Here is a 20,440-nt window from a genome sequence, read left to right on the forward strand (position 1 = left end):
GTCGGTTGCCGCCCCATGACATGGATTCAGCGATCGGAATCTTCCGCCTGGTCGGACTGCTGGCGGTACTTGGCAGGTGACATTCCGGCGTGCTTTTTGAATTGGCGATAGAACGTCGTCAGATCATTGAAGCCGCATTCGAAGGCGACTGAGGCGATCGGGATCGATGTGTCTTGCAACCGTTTCTTGGCATGGTCAACGGCCTTGCCCCGCACGAAGTTCAACCAAGTCGTCCCGGTTCGCTGGCTGAACAATTTCGTGAAGTGCCGCCGTGACATCCCCAAACTGGCCGCGGCCTCATCGATCGTGGTGGCTTCAAAGAAATAGTCTTCCAAATAGCTGACATAGCGGCGCATTGATTCTTGGTCCCGCGTCATGCCCCGCGCGACGCGTTTGCGAACATGAGTCCGCGGATCCAAAACCGATTCCAGCAACCGCAGGGCGTCGGCGACCATCGACAGGCTGATCGAATCGTCCAAGGTCTGCTGGCGGTAAACCATCCGCCGCATGGTGACCGCGACGCGGGTGGTCAGGTGGGGATCGCCCAACACGAAGAACGCGAACCGTTTGGCGATCGCCGAATCGAATCGCAACAAATTCAAGCTGATGCAAGCCACGTACAGACGACTGGGCTGTTCCGGTGCATCGACGACACGGTGACGCAGTTCCGGCGGCACCACGATCACATCACCACTTTGAAAGGGCTTGGTGATGGATTGGGTTTCCAATTTGCCGGCGCCTTCGAGCACGTAAATCAGCTTAACGAAACGATGCGACCGAAAGTCCATCGAAAAGTCACCGGTGTGGTGGCTTTCGAAAACGAAGACGCCGAAGTCCGGCAACACTTCATCGACTGGACGGCTGGTGCGTCGATCCGACAACGAGGCTTCCTATCGGGATTCAAGAATCGGCAGGTTGGAAGGCGGGTGTCAGCGGTTGCCGACGGCGGGCCAACGAGCGACCGATCGAATGACCGAAACGGTCAGGCCGCGTCGCATCGCCCGGTTGCCCGAATTGCCAATTTCGGGTCTCACCTGATCATCCAAGACCTGCCCGGCCGGGGCAAGTACGATCATGCCGCTGCCTCTGTCCGCCCCGCCGGTTCACGATCCGGCTTGCCGCTTGTCCCAATGCCCACGCCGATGTCGACTTATCCAAGAATCGCCGCCCTGAAGACCCACGACGCTTTCACCGCCCGATTGTTCCAATTGGGCCTGGATTTGCCCTGTGACGCCGACGTCGCCTCGGGACCGGACAGCCCACTTGCGGACGGGATTGAGGTCGATGGGCTGACGGTGGGCAACCGGTTTTGCATTTTGCCGATGGAAGGCTGGGACGGGACGACCGACGGCAAGCCCACCGATTTGACGCATCGCCGCTGGAAGAATTTCGGGATCAGTGGTGCCAAGTGGATGTGGGGCGGTGAAGCGGTGGCGGTCCGCCACGACGGTCGAGCCAACCCGAATCAACTGTTGATCAACGAAGACAATCTGTCGTCGATCGCCGACCTGCGACAAACGCTGTTGGACGCCCACGCCGAACGTTTTGACACCACCGATGACCTGTTGGTCGGTTTGCAGTTAACTCATTCGGGACGATTCGCGCGGCCCAATCGCAAGGATCAACCCGAACCACGGGCGGCACAGCGAAACCCGGCGCTGGACCGGCGTCTGGGGATCAAGGACGATTCCGGCCTGATCACCGATGATGAGCTAGCGACCTTGGTCGACGACTTCATCCGAGCCAGCGTGATGGCCGAAAAGATCGGATTTCAATTCGTCGACGTCAAACATTGTCACGGATATTTGGGGCATGAATTGCTGTCCGGCGTCGACCGATCCGGCAAGTACGGCGGCAGCTTCGAAAATCGAACGCGGTTCTTGCGAGACATTGTCCAGGGCGTTCGATCGGCGACGCGGAACATGAAGATCGGTGTCCGCGTCAGCGTGTTTGATTTTCTGCCCTATGTGCCCGGTGACGACCGCATCGGCGTTCCCGATGCCGACGGGGATCCACGCTTGGCTTTTGGCGGCGACGAAAATGGCTTGGGAATCGATCTGTCGCAGCCAGGCCAGTTCATGGAACTGTTGCAATCACTGGGCATTGAAATGGTTTGTACGACGTGCGGCAGCCCTTACTACAACCCGCATATCCAGCGTCCAGCCTATTTTCCGCCCAGCGACGGTTACCAACCGCCCGAGGACCCGCTGGTCGGCGTGACGCGTCAGATCCAAGCCACCGCGGCGCTCAAGCGGATGCACCCGAGCATGACATTGGTCGGATCGGGCTATACGTATCTTCAAGACTGGTTACCCGGGGTTGCCCAGGCGGTCGTTCGGCAGGGAATGGTCGACAGTGTCGGTCTGGGACGAATGGTCCTGTCGTATCCCGAACTTCCCGACGACGTGCTGACCGGTCAAGCATGGCAGCGTAAGAAGGTTTGTCGGACGTTCAGCGACTGTACCACCGCACCACGCAACGGGATGGTCAGCGGGTGTTATCCACTGGACCGCTTTTACAAAGACCGCCCCGAGCGGGATCAGTTGAAACAGATCAAACAGGCGTCCGCGGAATCCTGACAATCGTTATCAGCGGTCGATGATGCTCACATCCACTGGCTTCGTGGATTCCCCCCCGACGTGACGCGGATTGCAACCTAGGTTTCGAAAGAGGTTCTGTTTCATCCGCTAGTTTGTCGACGGTCATGTCAGCTGCACCGATTCCTTGGAAGCACATCCGCAACGTCTTGGTCCTGTTTTCGCCTTTGTGGGGCGGGGCCGCGGTGTTGTTCGGACTGTTCGGGCTCAGTTATTCCCTGTTCAGCAACGACGTTTGGTCGGCCAAACAGCCCTTGGTGATCCGCGACGAGGCGACCGGTTCGGTCGACCGACTGGGGCGATTTGCCAGCCAGAATGAATTGAAAGCCGCCCAAGAAACCATCTTGGAAATGGCCAAGAATCCCGAAGTGGTTGCGGCGGCATTGCGCCAGATCGGTCCCGACAAACGATCCCACGCCGACGATTGGCCCAGCGTCAAGACGATCGAAACGGTGGCCGACCAATGCGTGAATCTCGTCGCACCCCAGGGCAGCGAATTCGGCAGCAGCGAAGTGATCTATCTGTCGGTCAAAGCCAAGAAGCCTGACCGCGCGGTCGCGTTCTGTGGCGCCCTGTTCGACAACTTGACCGAACAACTACGAAAGGTGCGTCGTGTCCGTGCCGACAGCATCATTGTCGAACTGACCCACGCGCGTGATCTGGCGCGACAGAACCTGGACGAAGCATTGACGATGATCCAAGAGATCGAAGTCAAATCCGGGATCGACTTGGGAGAACTGCGAAACCTGAACGACACCATCAGCGGCGATGGAACCAGCCGACGAACGTTGGAAACGACGACCAGCGATCGGCAAGCGGCCGAGTTGGCGCTGTCCAAGCTGGAAGCTTTTCATCAGCTGTTGGTCGACGGGGCATCGGATCCGCAAAAGCTGTTGATCAGTGGTGACGAATTGATGTCCAGCCAACCTTCGCTGCAGCGATTGAAGGAAGGCTTGATCGATGCCCAGTTGGAAACCAGCAAGCTGGCCGGAAACCACACCGTGCTGAACCCCAAACGACGTGTCGCCATGGCCGTCGAAGAAGAGATCAAACGTCGTCTGCAGCAGGAGGCGGCCGCGGTGGTTCGCGGGATGCAACCGGAACTGAAATTGGCACGCGACCGCGTCAATCGTTTGCGTCAGCAAGAAGCCGATTTGACCAAGAAGCTGGCTCACCTGGCTGAAATCCGGGCGACCTATGCAAAGCTGGACGCACAACTGAAAAACCGCACCGAGCAATTTGCCGCGGCCGAAGCCGCCCTGGCCGAAGCACGTGCCAGTCGATCGGCTGCGCTGTCGACGAACTTGATCGCCGAACTGGGGCCACCCCAAGTGGGCGATTCACCCATCAGTATGTCGGGAACCATGCTGACCGCCGGCTCGACGACTGCGGGGCTGATGTTCGGTCTTGGCATCGTTTTCTTGATCGCACCGGGGCCATCGGGTAAGACCTACGGTCGTCGCTGGAGCGATTACCTGGGCGGTCGCCGTGCGTCGGATCATTCGTCCGGCAGTGAAGCCGGCGGCGGTCAAAGTTTTCCCAATGATCGACGCGCCAAGCCGCGGACCTGATGAACGATTCTGACGCCAGCGAAGATGTGACGACTGTTGGACAACCGCAGTCACCGCCGCCCGCACCGGCGAAGAATCGCGATTCTTTGCAACGCAATTATCGAATTCTGCGCGACGATCGCATCGTTGATACCGTTGCCAAACTGGAAAAGCGGATCCAGGATCGCTTTCCAGATTCCGGTTTGGCCAATTTGTGTGGCGAACTGCTGCAAGTGGCCCAGTCCGCGTCGCAAACGTCGGACTTTATCGGCCGGCCGATCCCGTCGATCCGCTGGTCTGGATACTTGTTGGCCTTTGTCTTATTCACGCTGATCATCGGCACGGTGGTCGAAAGTATCGTGCTGTTCGGGGTCGATACGGATGAACTGCGGTTGACCGACATCATCCAAACCTTTGATGCCGGTATCAGTGCGATGATCTTCATCACGGCCGCCATCTATTTTCTGATCAGCCTGGAAGCTCGCATCAAACGTCAGCGCGCTCTGACGGCGATTCATGAACTGCGATCTTTGGCGCACGTCGTGGACATGCACCAATTGACCAAGGATCCCGAACGGGCCATGCCCAATTGGTTGGCCACGGATCATTCGCCACGGACGACGATGACCCCGCTGCAGTTGAAACGCTACCTGGATTACTGCACCGAAATGCTGTCGTTGGTCGGGAAGATCGCGGCGCTGTACATCACGCGATTCGACGACCCCGTTGCGGTGGCCGCTGCCAGCGAGGTCGAACAGTTGACCACGGGGCTGTCACGCAAGATCTGGCAAAAGATCATCACGACCAACTTGGCCGGTCGTATGCAAGGATCGCTGAATCTTCCCGACCCGCCACTTTCCACCTGAGCCGCGGCCCGGGCGCAATCAGATGCAGTGCGGTGGCATCCGATAAAATCGTCGGCACTCCGGGCGACCACACGTGTCGCTGAGTATCGGAGATTTGTTGCGAGCGGGATTTGTGGGTGCGGGTGTGATGATGCGTTGGTGGTTGGGAATTGGGGCTTGCTGCTTCCTTTGGTGGTTTGCTGGAGTTTCGGTCGCCGCCGACAGCACGACCTTACCCATGGTGGCTGATCCCGATTTGCGGCTGACGTTGATCGCGTCGGACCCCGACATCGTGACGCCGATCGGTCTGGCGATTGATGCCTCGGGCCGCTTGTTCGTCTTGGAATCGCATACCCACGAAGCCGCGGCAGATTATCCGGGGCCCGATTCGGATCGCATCAAGGTTTTCGCCGACGAAGACGGCGACGGCGATTACGAATCGGTCACCATCTTTGCCGATGGCTTGGTGCAAGGATTGACGATCGCGTTTTCGCCGGCGGGAGATCTGTATGCCGTGTGTGCCAGGTCGGTCTATCGGTTGCCCGACCGTGATGGGGATGGCCGCTGTGACGGGCTACAGCGAATCATCGATGTCAAAACGAAAGGACGCTATTCCCACAACGCTTTGCTGGGGATCACGTTCGATGCCGACGGAAACCTGTTCCTTTCGCGAGGCAATCTGGGCGGCCAAGCGTACCGTGTGGTGGGTTCCGACGGCACGGAAGTTCGGGGCTACGGCGATGGCGGAAACATCATGCGCTCCAACGCCGATGGCGGGCGATTGATCGAATACGCGACCGGATTCTGGAATCCGTTTGGAATCAAGTTCGACGGAAATGGGCGTCTGCTGTGTGTCGACAATGATCCGGATGCTCGTGGACCGAATCGACTGATTCACGTCGTTCGGGGCGGTGATTACGGATACCGTTCGCTGCATGGAGGAAGCGGCACCCATCCGTATCAAGGTTGGGACGGCGATCCGCTGAGCGATCCGCCGGGTACCCTGCCCTACATCAGTGGCACCGGCGAAGCACCGTGTGATTTGTTGGATCTGTCACGGACGAATTTTCCGACGAAGTATCGCGACAGTTTGCTAGTCAGCGTCTGGACAGAAAACACGATCGAATGGCATCAAATGCGGCCAAAGGGAATCTCCGTCACTGCTGACGTCGATCGATTGATTCAGGGCGACACCGATTTTCGTCCGGTGGCGTTTGATGTGGGGCCCGGTGGTGATGTCTTTTTCACGGATTGGGTCCAGGTGGATTATCCCAATCATGGACGCGGCCGCATTTGGCGACTGTCATCGACCCGGACCGAAACCGATGCGATTTCGCCACGCCCGATGTTGGACTCGAGATCATCAGACAATGCCGGCGATCGTTTTCGCCAAGCAGCAGAATCGATTGCGGAATCGAACCAAGGGATCATCGATGCACTGGGGACCGAAGACCCCTTCCAGAATCACCTTGGTGTGATGCAGCTTGCTTCACCGGAGAATTCAGCGTTGCGGCAAAAACTGGTCGCGTCATCGGACCCGAAGCTTCGTTTGGCGTCGTTGTTGGCATCACGACGAGCGACGCTTTCACCCGATCAAGCGATGCGGATCGTCGATGGTTTTCTTACAGATACCAGCCCGATCATCCGTCGTGCTGCGCTGATTTGGGCTGGTGAAGATCGTTTGGTGGAACTTCAAGACCGAATCGAAGGTTCCATCCGGCCCGCCAACACGACACCCGTCCTGATGGAGACGTATCTGGCGACAGCGGAAATCTTGACGTCTGAATTCTCCGAAGCCTTCGAGCATCGCGTTGTCAAAGCCAAACAGCTGCCCAAAAAGGATGTGGGAACCTTGGTCCGCCGAATCGCCTGGGATTCCAGCATTCAGCCCGCCGTCCGCGCGATCGCGATCAGGCGGCTGCAGCCGCCGTTGACCGATTCGACGGCCGATCGATTGATCCAGACGGCTCATTCGACCGATCACCTCGCGGCCATGGCCGCCATCGGTGTTCTGGGCAAGTTGACCAACCCAAGGTCACGCGAGTGCCTGATGACCGTCGCGATGGATGCGTCACGGTCGTCCGAACTGCGATGCGAGGCACTGTTGATGCTGGCAAGCGACCCGGAACTGGATCCCAAGCCGTTGCTGTCGTTGCTTGATGACGCACAGCCCAGTGTTGCCGAAGAAGCGGCGCGAACACTGCGGTCCTTCATTGCCGATCCGATCGTGCGAGCCGCTGCGGAACGTCGATTGGAAACATCATTGACGTCGCCCGATGCCGTCACGCGTCACTTCGCGATGGCTTTGGGGCGACCCGCCGATGACCGACCGGAGAAGCATGACGACTGGCTGCGATACGCGTCATCTGGCGGCGACCCGGCGGCGGGGCGTCGAGTGTTTCTTAGTAACCATGCGACGTGCGCGAAATGTCATTCGCTTTCCGGACGCGACGACACCTTGGGGCCCGACCTTAGCCGTATCGCGTTGTCGGTCGATCGTTCGCAATTGATCCGATCGGTGCTGAATCCGTCAGCGGACTTTGCGCCGCAGTATCAAGCCTGGACGATCTTAACCGCCGACGGCCAGGTGGTGACGGGGTTGCAGATCGACCAGAAAGCCGGTGGCGCGATTGAGATCATGTCGACCGACGGCGTGATGCGACGCATCGAGGGCGATGACGTCGAAGATTACCAAGCGTCACGACGATCGGTCATGCCGTCCGGACTGGAACAAAATCTGACGGCCACCGAGTTTCGTGACTTGATCGCGTTCTTAGCGTCCCGCAAATAGGCACCAACGCGAGGCGCCGACAGTGCCGCAATCATTCGTCCGTTGCGATCGAATAGGAAGGGATCAATCGAATATCGGATAGTACGTATTGAACGCGGCTTCACAAAAGACGGCCGGGTCGTTGAACCGGCGATGTTGATCCAGGCCGCTGATCGATTCCATTTGTGATTCGGTCAACTCAAAATCGAACAGATTCAGATTGTCCGCCAAGTGCGCCGCCTGCTGGCTTTTGGGAATCACCGCCGTGCCTCGTTGGACGCCCCACCGCAGGACGACTTGAGCGGTGGATCGACCGGTTTCTTCCGCGATGCGTTGCACAACCGGATTGTCCAAGACCGAATCGGATGCTTCGGCCATCCCCAGCGGCTGATAGCTCTTGGCACCCAGCGGTGAAAACGCCGTCACGGCGATGTTTTCGCTTTGCGCATATCGCACCAGATGGTTTTGCGTCAGGTAGGGGTGAAGTTCCACCTGCAGAACCGAAGGCCGAATGCGGCAATCGCTGATCAAATCGCGGATCAGTGAGACGCCGAAATTGCAAATCCCGATATGTCGGACCAAGCCTGCGTCGACCAGTTCTTCCATCGCAGCCCATGTTTCGCGGATCGGCACTTGGACCGGTTTCATCGCCGGTGATTCCGCATCAGGATCGAAGAACCAAGCGGGCGGATACCGGTCTTCGAAGGGAACAAATTCCAACGAGATCGGAAAGTGGATGTGGTACAGGTCTAAATAATCCAGCTGCAGATCCCGCAGCGTTTTCTCCACCGCCAAACGAACGTGTTCCCGGCGGTGATACGTGTTCCACAGCTTGCTGGTCACCCACAGTTCGTCGCGACCGATCGATCCGCCGGAAAACTGTTTGGACATCGCGGCACCAATCTCCGCTTCGTTTCCATAATCGCAAGCACAATCGAAATGGCGATAACCCAGATCGATTGCGGTCGAGACGACTTGATCACATTGGTCGCCGGGGATCTTCCAAAATCCCAAACCGACCTTTGGCAACTTGCTGCCATCGGCCAGGACAAGGTCCGTTGAAGAAGCGTCAGAATGATTCATGTTCAAAGCAATGATGCGTCATGCGTTAATTGGAAAGATCGGCCGACGGATTCAACCCGCCAAGGTCGTGACGACGAGTCGCGTCGGATGCGGTTGGCACGGATGGTCGTGGCGGAATCGTTCAGGGAACCCGCAGAATTTAGTCTTCCAAGACCATGATTTCGACACGGCGGAAATCAATCGGATGGCTTTCGGATTGCAATGAAATCGAACCACCGCTCAGCATCAGCCCGCCGGCTTTCTCGCTCAGTTCCTTGGCGTGGGCGTCGCGCGGATCCAATTGCGGTTGTTGGTATTCCAGAACGACATCGCCGTCCAAGATGTGCTTGACGACTTTGTTGCCGCGGACTTCGATCTCCGCGGTCACCCACTGTTCACCGTGATAGGTCTTTGACGACGACTTGGTGCAGTGCGGCAAGAACAACTTGTTTTGATAGAACACGTTGGTTCCCGGGGTGCACAAGTTGGAGGTTGTTCGATCGTTGGTGCCATCACCACCCAACAATTGGACTTCGATCGATGTTGGAAAATCTTGGTCCTTGGTCATCTGTTCGGGGCGTTCACCGTGGATCATCACGCCGCTGTTGCGGAGAGCCCATCCCGGTCCGCCTTTGCATTGTTCGCCGACAAATCGGTATTCGACTCGGAATCGATAGTTGGAAAAGTCGTCCTGGTAAAACAAGTGCCCGAAGGTTTCGTTGAACTTGTCGTACTGGTCGTAGCGGACCTTTAGCAAACCGTCTTCGACGCGAAAGGTGTTGTAGGGATCGACGCCGGTTTCTTGATAGCGAATCTTGGGGGTCCAGCCGGTCAGGTCTTTGCCGTTGAACAGCGAGGTCCATTTTCCAGGTTCGGGCTTGTCGGCAAAAACGATGATGTTGCCGCAGAGGACGAATGTCAGGACAGCGAAGCAGCGAAACATGGTGAACTGGGTACCCATAGGGAAAGCGAAGGCATGGTGTATCGCGGAACGAAGCCGGTGCGGCTAGGGACGGCGGAACACAGAGATTGCTTTTGCGGTTGCCGCCGGCGAAAAAACGCACGGGCCGACACCGCCGGACCGCCATCATACTTGATGTCGCCGTTGTCATGCCCGAACCCCTGCTACGAAACGTCGCGTTGGTCGGTCAGCGATCCGGCTGGCGTCCCGGGCCAGCGGCGTCGAGGGTACAAAGAGGGGACGCCGCGGCGCGTTTCCGCATGCCGTTTTTCCTGAACATCCTGAGGGGAGTGTTATGTCACACCACACCTACAAGAAGATTGAAGTCACCGGAACATCTCCGGTTTCGATCGAAGAAGCGGTCGAAACCGCCATCACGCACGCGTCACGCACCGTCCGCGGACTCAGTTGGTTTGAACTAACCGAAACCCGCGGGTTGATCGAAGAAGGCAAAGTGTCCGAATGGCAAGTGACGATCAAGATTGGTTTCAATCTGGATCAGTAACCTGCCTTTGTTGCATGGCGGAACGGACGAACCGAAACCACGACGGCTAGACCGTCGTGGCGACTTCCGCTGCCGGCATTTTCGTCAATAGCGTCTCGACGACATCGGCAGCACTGTAAGCGGTGGCGTCGTCGCTCGGCAGGAAACGGCCGATGTTCACCACGTCGTTGCCGCTTGTCACCAACGGCAATTCGGTTTCGCCCGACTTGCGCGTTTGTGCCAATCCGATATCGGCCAGCAAGCCATTGCAGACGCACTTTCGGCCGACGGTGTCTTCCACCTTGCCGCCTTTGCGGACGTAGTCATCGACGGGTTCGGCAGGACAACGCCAGCCGGTTTTGCCGTCTTCACGCACGTAGCCTTGTCGCAGAAATCCAAGGTCGCAAATGCGTTTACGCTCTTGGTAGATTGGCAACTCGGACATCGTGTCGTTCAGTTGCAAAACTTTGAACGGGAACCCGGTTGGCGAAGCAAGAGGGTCGGTGTGAACGTCCAGCTTGCCTTCACGAGCACGCTGGATGACTTCGGTTTTGATTCCGTCGCTCAGTCCTGATTCTTGACAGAACGCGAATGGAGTTCCCACCTGGACGCCGGTCGCGCCTTCGGCGATGGCTTGTTCGATCGCATCAGCCGAACCGTAAGATCCTGCCAACCAGAACGGCAGTCCGATTTTTGCGATCTCCGCCAGCTTCACCACGTCGCGTCGTCCATAAACCGGTTCGCCGCGATCGTTCAACTCCGTACGGCCACGCGGCGGCGCGTTGTGACCGCCGGCGGTTGGGCCTTCGATGATGAAGCCATCGACCTTGCCCGTTGATTTTTTGGCCAGCATGGATGCCAACGTTGCCGATGCGACGATGGCCAAGAATTTGGGACGGTTCAGCCAAGTGATTTCACCGGCACCGAAAGCGACGGGATCGAAACGCGAATAAACCGGTTGGTCGGCGTCCAAAATGTGCAGCGGTAATTCGGCCGCTTCGCCACGCGACAAACGATCCAGTGCACCGGGAATGAATTTCGGGATCCCTGCACCCATCAGCACGTAATCGACCCCGGCGAGCATGGCGCCGTACAGGGATGCCAATGTTGGGGTTTGAATCTTTTCCAACAGGTTGATGCCGATCGGGCCGTCGTGATCTTCTTTGGCCAGCCAGACTTCGACAAAGTTTGCCACCACCACCAATTCCAACTGTGACGTCGTCGGCGTGTCGGTGATCACCATCGCGCCGCGAAACGGCTGGTCGGCCGCCTTGCCGTCGGGCACATAGAACTTGTCCAAAATTCGTCGGGCCATCTCGGGAAAGGGGAAATCCGCAAGAGCCCGACGCATGTGTCCGCCGGGGTCGCCCAATTGCAAACGTCGCGACAAAACGACGTCCATCGCGGTCCCCGAAACGACACCCAATTGCCCGGTCATGGCAACCGCTTTGGCGAGCCGCCAATTGGACACGGCGGCACCCATGCCACCTTGGATCAGAACGGGTTCTTGTGCAGTGGCGTCGGATGAAAACACGACATGCGCTCCTAGCTGTGGTGAAAACTGGGCCAGCTTCCTCGAGCGTCGCTACAGGATGACACGCAACGCCGGCCGACCGCCGCGGATGGGGTTCCAGGTGGCAAGCGTCCGATGTCCGCCAGGCCGGTTCCCGATCACGGTGATAACACAAGTCTATGAATGCGGGACCCTTCACAGGACCGATGCCGCGCAACGGTTTTGCAATTGTTTTGTCTCCCCGCCTTGCTAGCTTGGCGACTTCTTCACAAATCACGTGTTTTCCGCGGCCGTTCGTTCGCAAGACGATGTCACGGTACTTGACATCGTCCATTCCAGCGACAAGCCGCCGCACCTGAGCCGTCCGGGCAATCATCCGCACACTTTGAGCAGCCCGTAAATTTTGACCGCCGCTGGGTGGTCCGCTTACACTCCGTGCAGCGGCGGTTTGCCGCACCCCCGCACTCGGACGTGGGGCTTGTCTTGTCCGTGCACCACGAAATGAGTCGTAGAAGTCACCTGATGAACCCGAAGAAATTCACCGCATTTGCGGCACGCACGATCTTGTTTGCCGGTCTTTGGCTCGGCATCGTTTTGCATCCGGCCGTCGCCGACCAGGCGAACGAATCGGCTGATGCGAACACCGCCGAATCGAAACCCACCGCGACCAAAGTGGAAACGTCCCTGCAGAAGATCCTGCAGGATCTTGTCCCCTCGCTTGCCGATGCATTGTTGCAGCAGTTCCGTGACGCCCTGCCCGACTTGGAAACGTATGCACCGCAAATTGAATTGATCGAATCGGATTCGGTCACCTGTTGGATGACTTACGTTTGCCAAATTGAAATCGAAGGTGAATGGTACGTCTGTGAAGATTACTACACCGTTGCGACGGGCGATGACTGTGATGATTGCGAAGCAGCAGCGTTGGCGTCTTGCCAAAGCATCCAGTGTGATTGCTACGAAGGCACCGCAGTCTTGACCTGTTGCACCGATGGGACTTCCCCATGTACCGACGTGGACTGCACCGAAGACGAAGAATCCAAGGACAAGCCGAAACCGCTACAGCTGCGTTGGTCCTTTGATGTCGATGGGGTCAAACATGTGGCGGTCGATCCGGTGCTGTCGATGGACTACGCATTGTCCGCGATTGGTGTCGACACGCAGCTTCCCTTCAAAGTGACACGCCGAAACGCCGCTGATGCACTGACGCGTTTCAAAACGCTTGCTCAAGCCCACGGTGGTATCGCGGCGGGGACCTTCCGGCGTGATATTCAGTTCTCAATGATCAACCGATGCTATTTGCGTGTGGCGTCGGAATCCGCCGACGGGGCGACGGTGTATGACGAAGAGGTCCAAGGACAGCACGGGTTGTCGGCACTGGCTTTCATCAAGGCGATCGCCGCGGCGAAAGACCTGAAAGCAACCTTGGAGGACCTGGGACGACAAAACGTAACGATCCGCCCATCGGTTCGATGCGAAGCGATACAGAATTCCGACCGCGTTCGTTGTGGCGATCAGTCCGTTTGCCGGGCGACTTGTACGGCCACCGATGACACCGAAATCGTGACCTCACGCTATGGCCGCACGGATGAATTGGCATGCGCAACGGCGATGGAAGCGGCACGGCTTTTGGCCGACCAACACGGTGGTACCGACCCCGATCAGTGCGAAAGCACCGTGATCACGATGCCCGGTGCCGGTAAAGCGTCCGTCGGTGGTGCAAAGTCCTGCACCGATTGCCAATAGAAACCGGTCGTTCGATCGCCGGGCCCATTGGCAACGTGCCCGTGCGATCAGAACCGATGTCGTCGACCGCGTTATTGTGCCGATTCATCCACGGCATCGTCACGCGGGACGCCGTCAGGTGCGGTCTTTCCGACCGGTGACAGCAATTGCCAGGTATCGTCCAACCCGTAACGGGCTTGCTCCGTTGCGTTCAACGGACGCTCGGGCAATCGCACCGCGTGGGTGGAGGGATCGACCGGGATGCGTCGCCAATGTCCGCTGCGGTCGATGCTGATGATCCAGCGTGCGTCGGGGCTGATCAAATCCAGTTGGCCGACCGCCGTTGCCGACTGGAATGTGAAGTCGTCATGGGCCGAAATCACTTCGCGCCCATCGGTTTGATAGACGCCGATCGAATCCCGATGACGAATCGCGATCAGACCCGAATTGGGAAGCAACTGGTATCCATCGATCGGTGTCTTCCAATCGATGGACTTGGCAAAACGATCGTCACTGGACTGGGTGTCAAGAATTCGAATTCGGCGACCATAAACTCCCAAGATCGAACGGCCGTCGGGACCGTAGGACAGTTGCTTGGGACGCGAATCATAGTTCGGAAGCAATTGGGATTGTCCGTCGGGCATGATCTGCTGCGGTGCCGCCACAGGTGGGCCGCCCAGCGGTGAACCGCTGACCAGAAGCTGGCTGCCATTGGGTTGGAACATCGCGGTTGATAGCCGACTTTCGGCCAAAGGCATCGTGACCGGTTGTCCCAACGCGACATCCCAAACTCGCCAATCACCGCCGTCGTCGCGGGCGACCAAACGTGCGGCAAACGCTGCAAAACTGAGCTGGCGAATGGGCTGTTCCAACTGGCCGAAGGGATGAATGCGCCGCTCCGCCAAATCGATCACGCCGACTTGTCCCGCGCGGGTTCCATACGCCAATCGTTTTTGGTCATCGCTGATCGCCGACACCAGAATCGGGTCCGCCCCCAGATCGATTCGGTCAATCAGATCGCCCGTCTCCAGATTCCATACGGCGACCGATCCATCCCAACTGGTGGTGACGACCTGACGGGCCGACACCGACAGATGGATCGACGACACCGGTGCGGCGTGTCCACGATAGGACGTGATGACTTGACCCGTATCGACGTCCAATCGTTCGGCACCGAACTGAACGTCTTCCGCGACGATCATCGAATCGTTGCGGCCGTTTCGAATACGCAGTAACGCGTGGTCGTGAAGCTTTTGATGCCAAACAACGGTTCCGTCTTCGCGAATCTTGACCAACATCGAAATGCGAACGGGTTCGCCCGGACGTGGGCGACGTGTCACCGTGCTGCGATGCTGTGGGTGGGAAGCGATGATGATGCTTCCGTCCGAATCCACGCAAAGCGACCCGACCGATTGAATCTTGGTGGCGGTTTCGGATTGCGGATCTGTCGGGATCAAAACCTGCACTGGTTGCAATTCGCCCGACCCGATTTGCCATTGATAAAGTCCGCTTTGATCGCTGCCGACCCACAGTTTCGGTTTCGACGAATCAGTGGCGACGGAGATCAGACCGCCAGGGTGATCGACTTCATCGTCCAGTTCACCCGTTTCACAGTTCCACGCGTAAAGCGAACCGCGGATGGATTCGTAGGTGACTAAATAGCGTCCGTCGTAAGTAAAGATGGACTCATAAAAGCGTTTGTCACTGTGGTCGATACGTCGGACCGAATTCCAATCCTTTGCGTCCAGCAAATGCAGTTCAAAGTCTTCGCCGCTAACCAGAATCTGTTCGCCGGTGGGGCTGTAGCGGACACGTTCGATGACGAAATCCATCGAATCGGTCGCTTGAAGCGTGGCGTCGGATGTGTCCCACCGTTGGATGGTGCTATCGTCGCACGACGTTATCACGGAGGACCCATCCGGTGAAAAATCCAGGCTATCAATTCGCACGTCTTCAAAGCGATGGAATTGATCGGTTTCCCAGTGCCACAAGCCGCTTTGAACTCCGGCGTTGACCGCTACGATTTTGCCGTCACGGCTAAGCCGCAGGTCTTTGATGCCTTCCAGGCGTCGGTCCAACGAAGCGATTGCTTCGCCCGATGACTTGTCCCAGACGGTGATCTGGTGCGCACTGCCGGTGGCAAAAACGTCGGCCGATCCGCTGTTGGATTCTGGATACGCATAGAATGGATTGCCGCTGACCGTGGTGACATGGCGTCCGGTCTGGGCATCAAAAACGCTCGTACCCCGGCGCGGGGTCGTGGTCGCGGTAACCGTTGCACCGTCGGGGGCGAATCGGACCACCGTGTTCGCCCTTTCGACGCCTGTGGCGAATCGGCTCCGGTGCAATCCACTGTCACAGTACCACGAGCGCGCGGTCGCGTCGCGAGCCGCGGAGGCTAGTTGCTGACCGTTTGGATGAAAAGCGACATCATCAATGTACTTCTGGTGTCCCTTCAGTTCGGCGATCAAGTCACCCGAAAGGCTGTCACGGAGCTGGACTCGTTCATCGTCGCCACACGTCGCGATCGAATTTCCATCGGGGCTGAAATCGATGTCGGCAACATTGCCGGGCGTCGACCATGCACACATGGTATCCAGTGTTTGTGCGTTGACGACGGTGACGTTGTCGGTGATGACGACCGCGATTTGTTGCCCGTCGGGACTGAACGTGCCCACGCCCTTGTGATGAATCGGGCGGCGATCAAGGGTGGAAAGATCCCACAGGTCGCATCCCAAAACGGACGAACTGGTCAACAGCGATGTTCCGTCGGGATGAAACTCCACACCGTCGACCAGATCAAAGTCCAGTCCCGGCAGTCGTGATTTCCACTCGTCCAGCACACGCAGCGGTTCACCAGTCTTTGCGTCCCAAATTCGCACCGTGTCGTCGCCCCCGATCGTTGCGATTTGCGAACCGTCCGGGCTGAATGTGGCGTACCGGGCTGCTCCCGCGTGTCCCGTCAGCGTTTGCAACAAATCGCCGGCGGCGTTGTACACGTGGAAAGTATTGTTCTGTGCCGGCATGACGATCCTGGTTGGGCCGTCGACCGGACTGAAAGCGGTGCGATCCACGCGGTCGGCGATCGCGCCGGGTAATTCGGCCAATTGGACTTGGCGACGCACGTCCCAAACTGAAACGGTCGGCGTGTCGTCAATGTCCTGGACCAACAACAGTCGCGTCCCGTCGGGGGAAAACGTTGCCGAAGTAACGCGGGACCCCTGACCGAAAACACCGGCGGGGCTTCCGGTATCCGATTCATACAGTCGTGCGGGTTCATTTGCCCGCGTGATGTCGCCGGCCCAACCGGTGGTGACCAGCCATTTGCCATCGGGGCTGTAGGTGATGCAGCCCAGCGGCGCATCGGAACCACGCATCAGCAGACGTTCGTGATTGCGATCGATGGCAGACAATAGGATGTTGTTGGCTTCCGGGCCGGGGGCCAGTTTCGCCCCCATTGCCGCCAGTTCGATGGCCAAACGTGGTGCGGAGTCCAATTCCAGTGACGCTTGGGCGGTCAAGCGACGGCCTTCCGACCTTCGCAGCGCGGACGTCAGGGCCGTGTTTCGCTGTTGCGTTTCGATGACCGCTTTCTTTTGGACCTGAATCGCGAAAGCCATCGACCCGACGGCGGCCAGTGTGAAAGCGGCGGCGACCGACGACGTGGCGATCACCATGGTTCGGTGTCGCCGCGCCCAATTGCGTGTTCGCTTCATCAAACTTGGGCGTCGCGCCTTGATCGGCTCGTTGCGTTGCCAAGCCGCCAAGTCTTCGGCCAATTCGCCTGCGCTTTGATAACGGTCATCCGGATTCTTGGACAACAGCTTCATCACCACCGTGTCCAGATCCAAAGGGATCTTTGGATTCAACTTGTGGGGCGACGGAGGATCTTCGAAGGCGATCTGGTGAAGGATCTCGCTGCGGGTCCGACCATCAAATGCGTGTCGCAGCGTCAACAATTCGTACAACGTCGCGCCCAACGAAAACAAATCGGCGCGATGATCGACCACGACCCGCTGTGCGTAAGCTTGTTCGGGACTCATGTAACGCAGCGTGCCGACCATGTCGCCCGGACGGGTCACACCGGCTTCGCCCTGAACTTGTGCAAGGCCAAAGTCGGAAACCCAAACCTTTCCCTCCTCATCGATCAACAGGTTGGATGGTTTGACGTCGCGGTGAACGATGCCGCGGTTGTGCGAATAGTGAAGTGCATCAGCCACTTGCTGGCCGACGCGGGCAAATGCGACCAAGTATGCGTGGTCACCCGTGCTGCCTTTGGACGTGATGGCACTGGTGAATCGTGTCGATCCTGCGGATCGATAAGTGTCCGAATCCGGACGCACGTGTTCGCGATGTTCGGCCTGGGTCGATCCGTCTTGCTGCTTCTTGCGTAACGATTGTGAAATCGTTTGGGTGATCAACGTGATCAACTCGGACAAGTTCTGGCCTTCGATGAACTTCATCGAATAATAATGCGTGCCCTCGTCAATGCCGAACGCATAGACCGGAACGATGTTGGGATGATCCAACTGCGCCGCGGCGCGGGCTTCGTTTTCGAAACGCGTTCGCGTCGACACACTCATGGTCGACGCATAGGGAAGCACTTTGATGGCCACCCGCTTGTTCAGTTTGACATCGCGTCCTTCAAAGACGACGCCCATCCCGCCACGGCCGACTTCACGAACCAGTCGATAGCCGCCCAGGACCTGTTCGGGAACCGCGACGCGTCCCAAACCGCTATCGGCCGCGGTGGTGGTGCCTTTGACCGTCCGATTGCCGACGACCGGGGTGGACGACGCGAGGGAGCCCGCTTGGGTGCGAATGGTCGTTAGGTCTTCGCCGTGACGGTTGGGGCGGATGTGATTGGCATTTGGTTCGGCGGCACCGTTGGCGGGCAGTTCGATGCGATGGGGCTTTTCGGCTTCAACTCTCTGGCGTATCGCCTTCAACTGTGCGATCAGTTCGGGCCGCGCCGAATCGATGACGAAGTGTCGATAATCTTCGATCCGGGGCTGGCGACCCGCCCGCAGTGCGTCTTCGAATTCGCGGACGACCGACGCGATGTCCGGTTTGGAATCAAAGGACAGATCAGACATTTCGCCCCGATCCTGTGTGCGTGCCCTGCATTTGGACGTACCTGTGGAATGAATCCTGAATCAATAGACGCCGAATCGTCCTGCTTCGTTTGCGGTCCATCCTGATTTGCAACCCCCTCTTGTGGAGGTCATTGTAGTGCGTCGCTACGGTCCCCGGCCAGAGATTTCCACGATACATTTGACGACTCTTCTGAATCGCGACTTCTCCAACGACCCTCGAAGGAATTCGCTGCATGGCGACCATCCGTTTTTGTGGTGCAGCCGGGACCGTGACCGGTTCCTGTTCACTGATCCAGACTGCCGGCAGTGCCTTTTTGGTCGACTGTGGTTTATTCCAGGGAAACCGGACCACCCAGGATCTGAATTATCAGCCGTTTCCGTTTGACGTGAATTCGGTGAAGTTCCTGTTGCTGACCCATGCCCATATCGACCACAGCGGTTTGATTCCCAAGCTGGTCAAAGCAGGCTTTGACGGTCCTATTTTTGCAACCGAGCCAACCTGTGACCTGTTGCAATTCATGTTGCCCGATTCGGCGTACATCCAAGAATCCAATGTCGAACGTTTGAACCGGAAACGTCGACGCATGGGCCTGGACTTGCTCGAACCGATCTACACCAAAGACGATGCGTCCAAAGCCTTGGCGTTATGCCGAACGGTCCAATACGAACAATGGATCAACGTGGCCGAGGGGATCGAGGCCCGGTACTGGAACGCCGGCCACCTGTTGGGGTCTGCGTCGATCGAAGTGCGCATCGACGGGAAAGAAGCCGGAGAATCGGACCGCCCGTTGCGGATGCTGTTTTCCGGCGATTTGGGGCCCGAGGAAAAGGCGTTTCACCCGGAACCCGATGCCCCGCAAAGCTTTGACTACATCGTCTGCGAAAGCACCTATGGCAATCGCGATCGAGAAGACTACACCCTGGAAAATCGCCGCGAAGCGATGAAACAGGAACTGACCACCGCGCTGAACCGCGGCGGAAATGTCGTGATCCCGTCGTTTGCGGTGGAACGCAGCCAAGAACTACTGCACGACATCGGCTATTTGCTGGCAACCAATCAGATTCCCGATGCCAAGGTGTATTTGGATTCGCCCCTGGCACGCCGCGCGACCGAGGTCTTCATCAAACATGCGGGTGATTTAGAAGACATCGAATTGCCCGCCGCGGAACTGTTCCGCCACCCCAATTTTCGGCTGGTCCAAAGCGTGGACGAAAGCAAGTCACTGAACAAAGTGACCAAGGGCGCGATCATCATATCGGCCAGTGGGATGTGCACCGCGGGACGGATCAAGCACCATTTGGCCAACAATATTTTTCGCAAAGAAGCCACGATTTTATTTGTCGGATATCAGTCACCCGGCACGCTGGGGCACATCATCACCAGCGGTGCCAAGGATGTTCGCATCCACGGAAAACAGTACCACGTCGCCGCTGCGATCCGGCGGATCGGCAACTACAGCGCACATGCCGATCAAGGCGAACTGATCGATTGGATTCTGCAGCGGGGCGATGTGTCCCAGGCAATCTTCTTGAATCACGGCGAAGATGACGCCCGTGAAACGCTTCGTCAGTTGTTGATCGAAAAAGGCTGGGATGCCGACAGCGTGTATGCCCCCGGTTTCGACGAAGTGTTCGAACTGGTCGCCGGAAAGGTCAAATCGCAGGGCGTAGCCGAGCACCGAATTGATACCGCGGAATTGCGGCGTGACTGGTACAACGACTATGCCGCCTTCATTTTGGAATTGGGGCGACGGCTGGAAACGACCGACGACGTGGCGACGCGGCATGCGATGATCGATCGTGTGCGTCGTGCCCTGGATTAGGGGCCCGTTCGGGC

12 protein-coding genes are annotated in these 20,440 nt (G+C 58.0%); 7 read left to right on the forward strand and 5 right to left on the reverse strand.

What is annotated here, in order from left to right; all coding sequences use genetic code 11:
- Window positions 1-26: 26 nt before the first annotated feature.
- Window positions 27-881, reverse strand: a complete 855-nt coding sequence (locus Mal65_RS01955; RefSeq protein WP_145293165.1) for a helix-turn-helix domain-containing protein — start codon at window positions 879-881, stop codon at window positions 27-29.
- A 261-nt stretch (window positions 882-1,142) separates the two neighbouring features.
- Between Mal65_RS01955 and Mal65_RS01960 the strand changes: the two genes are divergently transcribed.
- The 4 genes from Mal65_RS01960 to Mal65_RS01975 all read left to right on the forward strand — a co-directional run bounded on the left by Mal65_RS01960 (window position 1,143) and on the right by Mal65_RS01975 (window position 7,783).
- The gene (locus tag Mal65_RS01960) at window positions 1,143-2,579 is read left to right on the forward strand and encodes an oxidoreductase (protein WP_145293167.1); all 1,437 of its coding nucleotides are present in this window, start codon (window positions 1,143-1,145) and stop codon (window positions 2,577-2,579) included.
- Between the two features lie 125 nt (window positions 2,580-2,704).
- Window positions 2,705-4,168: a GumC domain-containing protein gene (locus Mal65_RS01965; RefSeq protein WP_145293169.1), complete on the forward strand. Its 1,464-nt coding sequence runs from the start codon at window positions 2,705-2,707 to the stop codon at window positions 4,166-4,168.
- Complete coding sequence (locus Mal65_RS01970) at window positions 4,168-5,013, forward strand: hypothetical protein (RefSeq protein ID WP_196784494.1); 846 nt, start codon at window positions 4,168-4,170, stop codon at window positions 5,011-5,013. Before Mal65_RS01965 ends, Mal65_RS01970 begins: the two co-directional genes overlap by 1 nt.
- 73 nt (window positions 5,014-5,086) lie before the next feature.
- On the forward strand, window positions 5,087-7,783 hold the full coding sequence (locus tag Mal65_RS01975) for a PVC-type heme-binding CxxCH protein (RefSeq protein ID WP_145293171.1): 2,697 nt from the start codon (window positions 5,087-5,089) through the stop codon (window positions 7,781-7,783).
- 63 nt (window positions 7,784-7,846) lie between these two features.
- On the opposite strand, the gene Mal65_RS01980 is transcribed toward Mal65_RS01975, so the two are convergent.
- Both Mal65_RS01980 and Mal65_RS01985 read right to left on the reverse strand, forming a co-directional pair.
- The gene (locus Mal65_RS01980) at window positions 7,847-8,845 is read right to left on the reverse strand and encodes an aldo/keto reductase (RefSeq protein WP_145293173.1); all 999 of its coding nucleotides are present in this window, start codon (window positions 8,843-8,845) and stop codon (window positions 7,847-7,849) included.
- A gap of 139 nt (window positions 8,846-8,984) precedes the next feature.
- A complete protein-coding gene (locus Mal65_RS01985; protein ID WP_196784495.1) occupies window positions 8,985-9,767 on the reverse strand; it encodes a 3-keto-disaccharide hydrolase in 783 nt (260 codons plus the stop codon).
- A gap of 313 nt (window positions 9,768-10,080) precedes the next feature.
- Here Mal65_RS01985 and Mal65_RS01990 point away from each other — a divergent pair, with 313 nt between their 5' ends.
- Window positions 10,081-10,290 (forward strand): dodecin, encoded by a 210-nt coding sequence (locus Mal65_RS01990; protein ID WP_145293177.1) that lies wholly within the window; start codon window positions 10,081-10,083, stop codon window positions 10,288-10,290.
- Between the two features lie 46 nt (window positions 10,291-10,336).
- Here Mal65_RS01990 and Mal65_RS01995 read toward each other — a convergent pair whose 3' ends face one another.
- Window positions 10,337-11,803 (reverse strand): nitronate monooxygenase, encoded by a 1,467-nt coding sequence (locus Mal65_RS01995; protein ID WP_196784496.1) that lies wholly within the window; start codon window positions 11,801-11,803, stop codon window positions 10,337-10,339.
- A gap of 501 nt (window positions 11,804-12,304) precedes the next feature.
- Here Mal65_RS01995 and Mal65_RS02000 point away from each other — a divergent pair.
- On the forward strand, window positions 12,305-13,528 hold the full coding sequence (locus Mal65_RS02000) for a hypothetical protein (protein ID WP_145293179.1): 1,224 nt from the start codon (window positions 12,305-12,307) through the stop codon (window positions 13,526-13,528).
- 71 nt (window positions 13,529-13,599) lie between these two features.
- Here the strand turns inward: Mal65_RS02000 and Mal65_RS02005 are convergent, their stop codons facing one another.
- Complete coding sequence (locus Mal65_RS02005; RefSeq protein ID WP_145293181.1) at window positions 13,600-18,603, reverse strand: WD40 repeat domain-containing serine/threonine protein kinase; 5,004 nt, start codon at window positions 18,601-18,603, stop codon at window positions 13,600-13,602.
- Window positions 18,604-18,836: 233 nt separating this feature from the next.
- On the opposite strand from Mal65_RS02005, the gene Mal65_RS02010 reads away from it, so the two are divergent.
- Entirely contained in the window at window positions 18,837-20,426 is a 1,590-nt protein-coding gene (locus Mal65_RS02010) for an MBL fold metallo-hydrolase RNA specificity domain-containing protein (RefSeq protein ID WP_145293183.1), read from the forward strand.
- Window positions 20,427-20,440 lie beyond the last annotated feature (14 nt).

Source organism: Crateriforma conspicua, from assembly GCF_007752935.1.
GTDB lineage: Bacteria > Planctomycetota > Planctomycetia > Pirellulales > Pirellulaceae > Crateriforma > Crateriforma conspicua.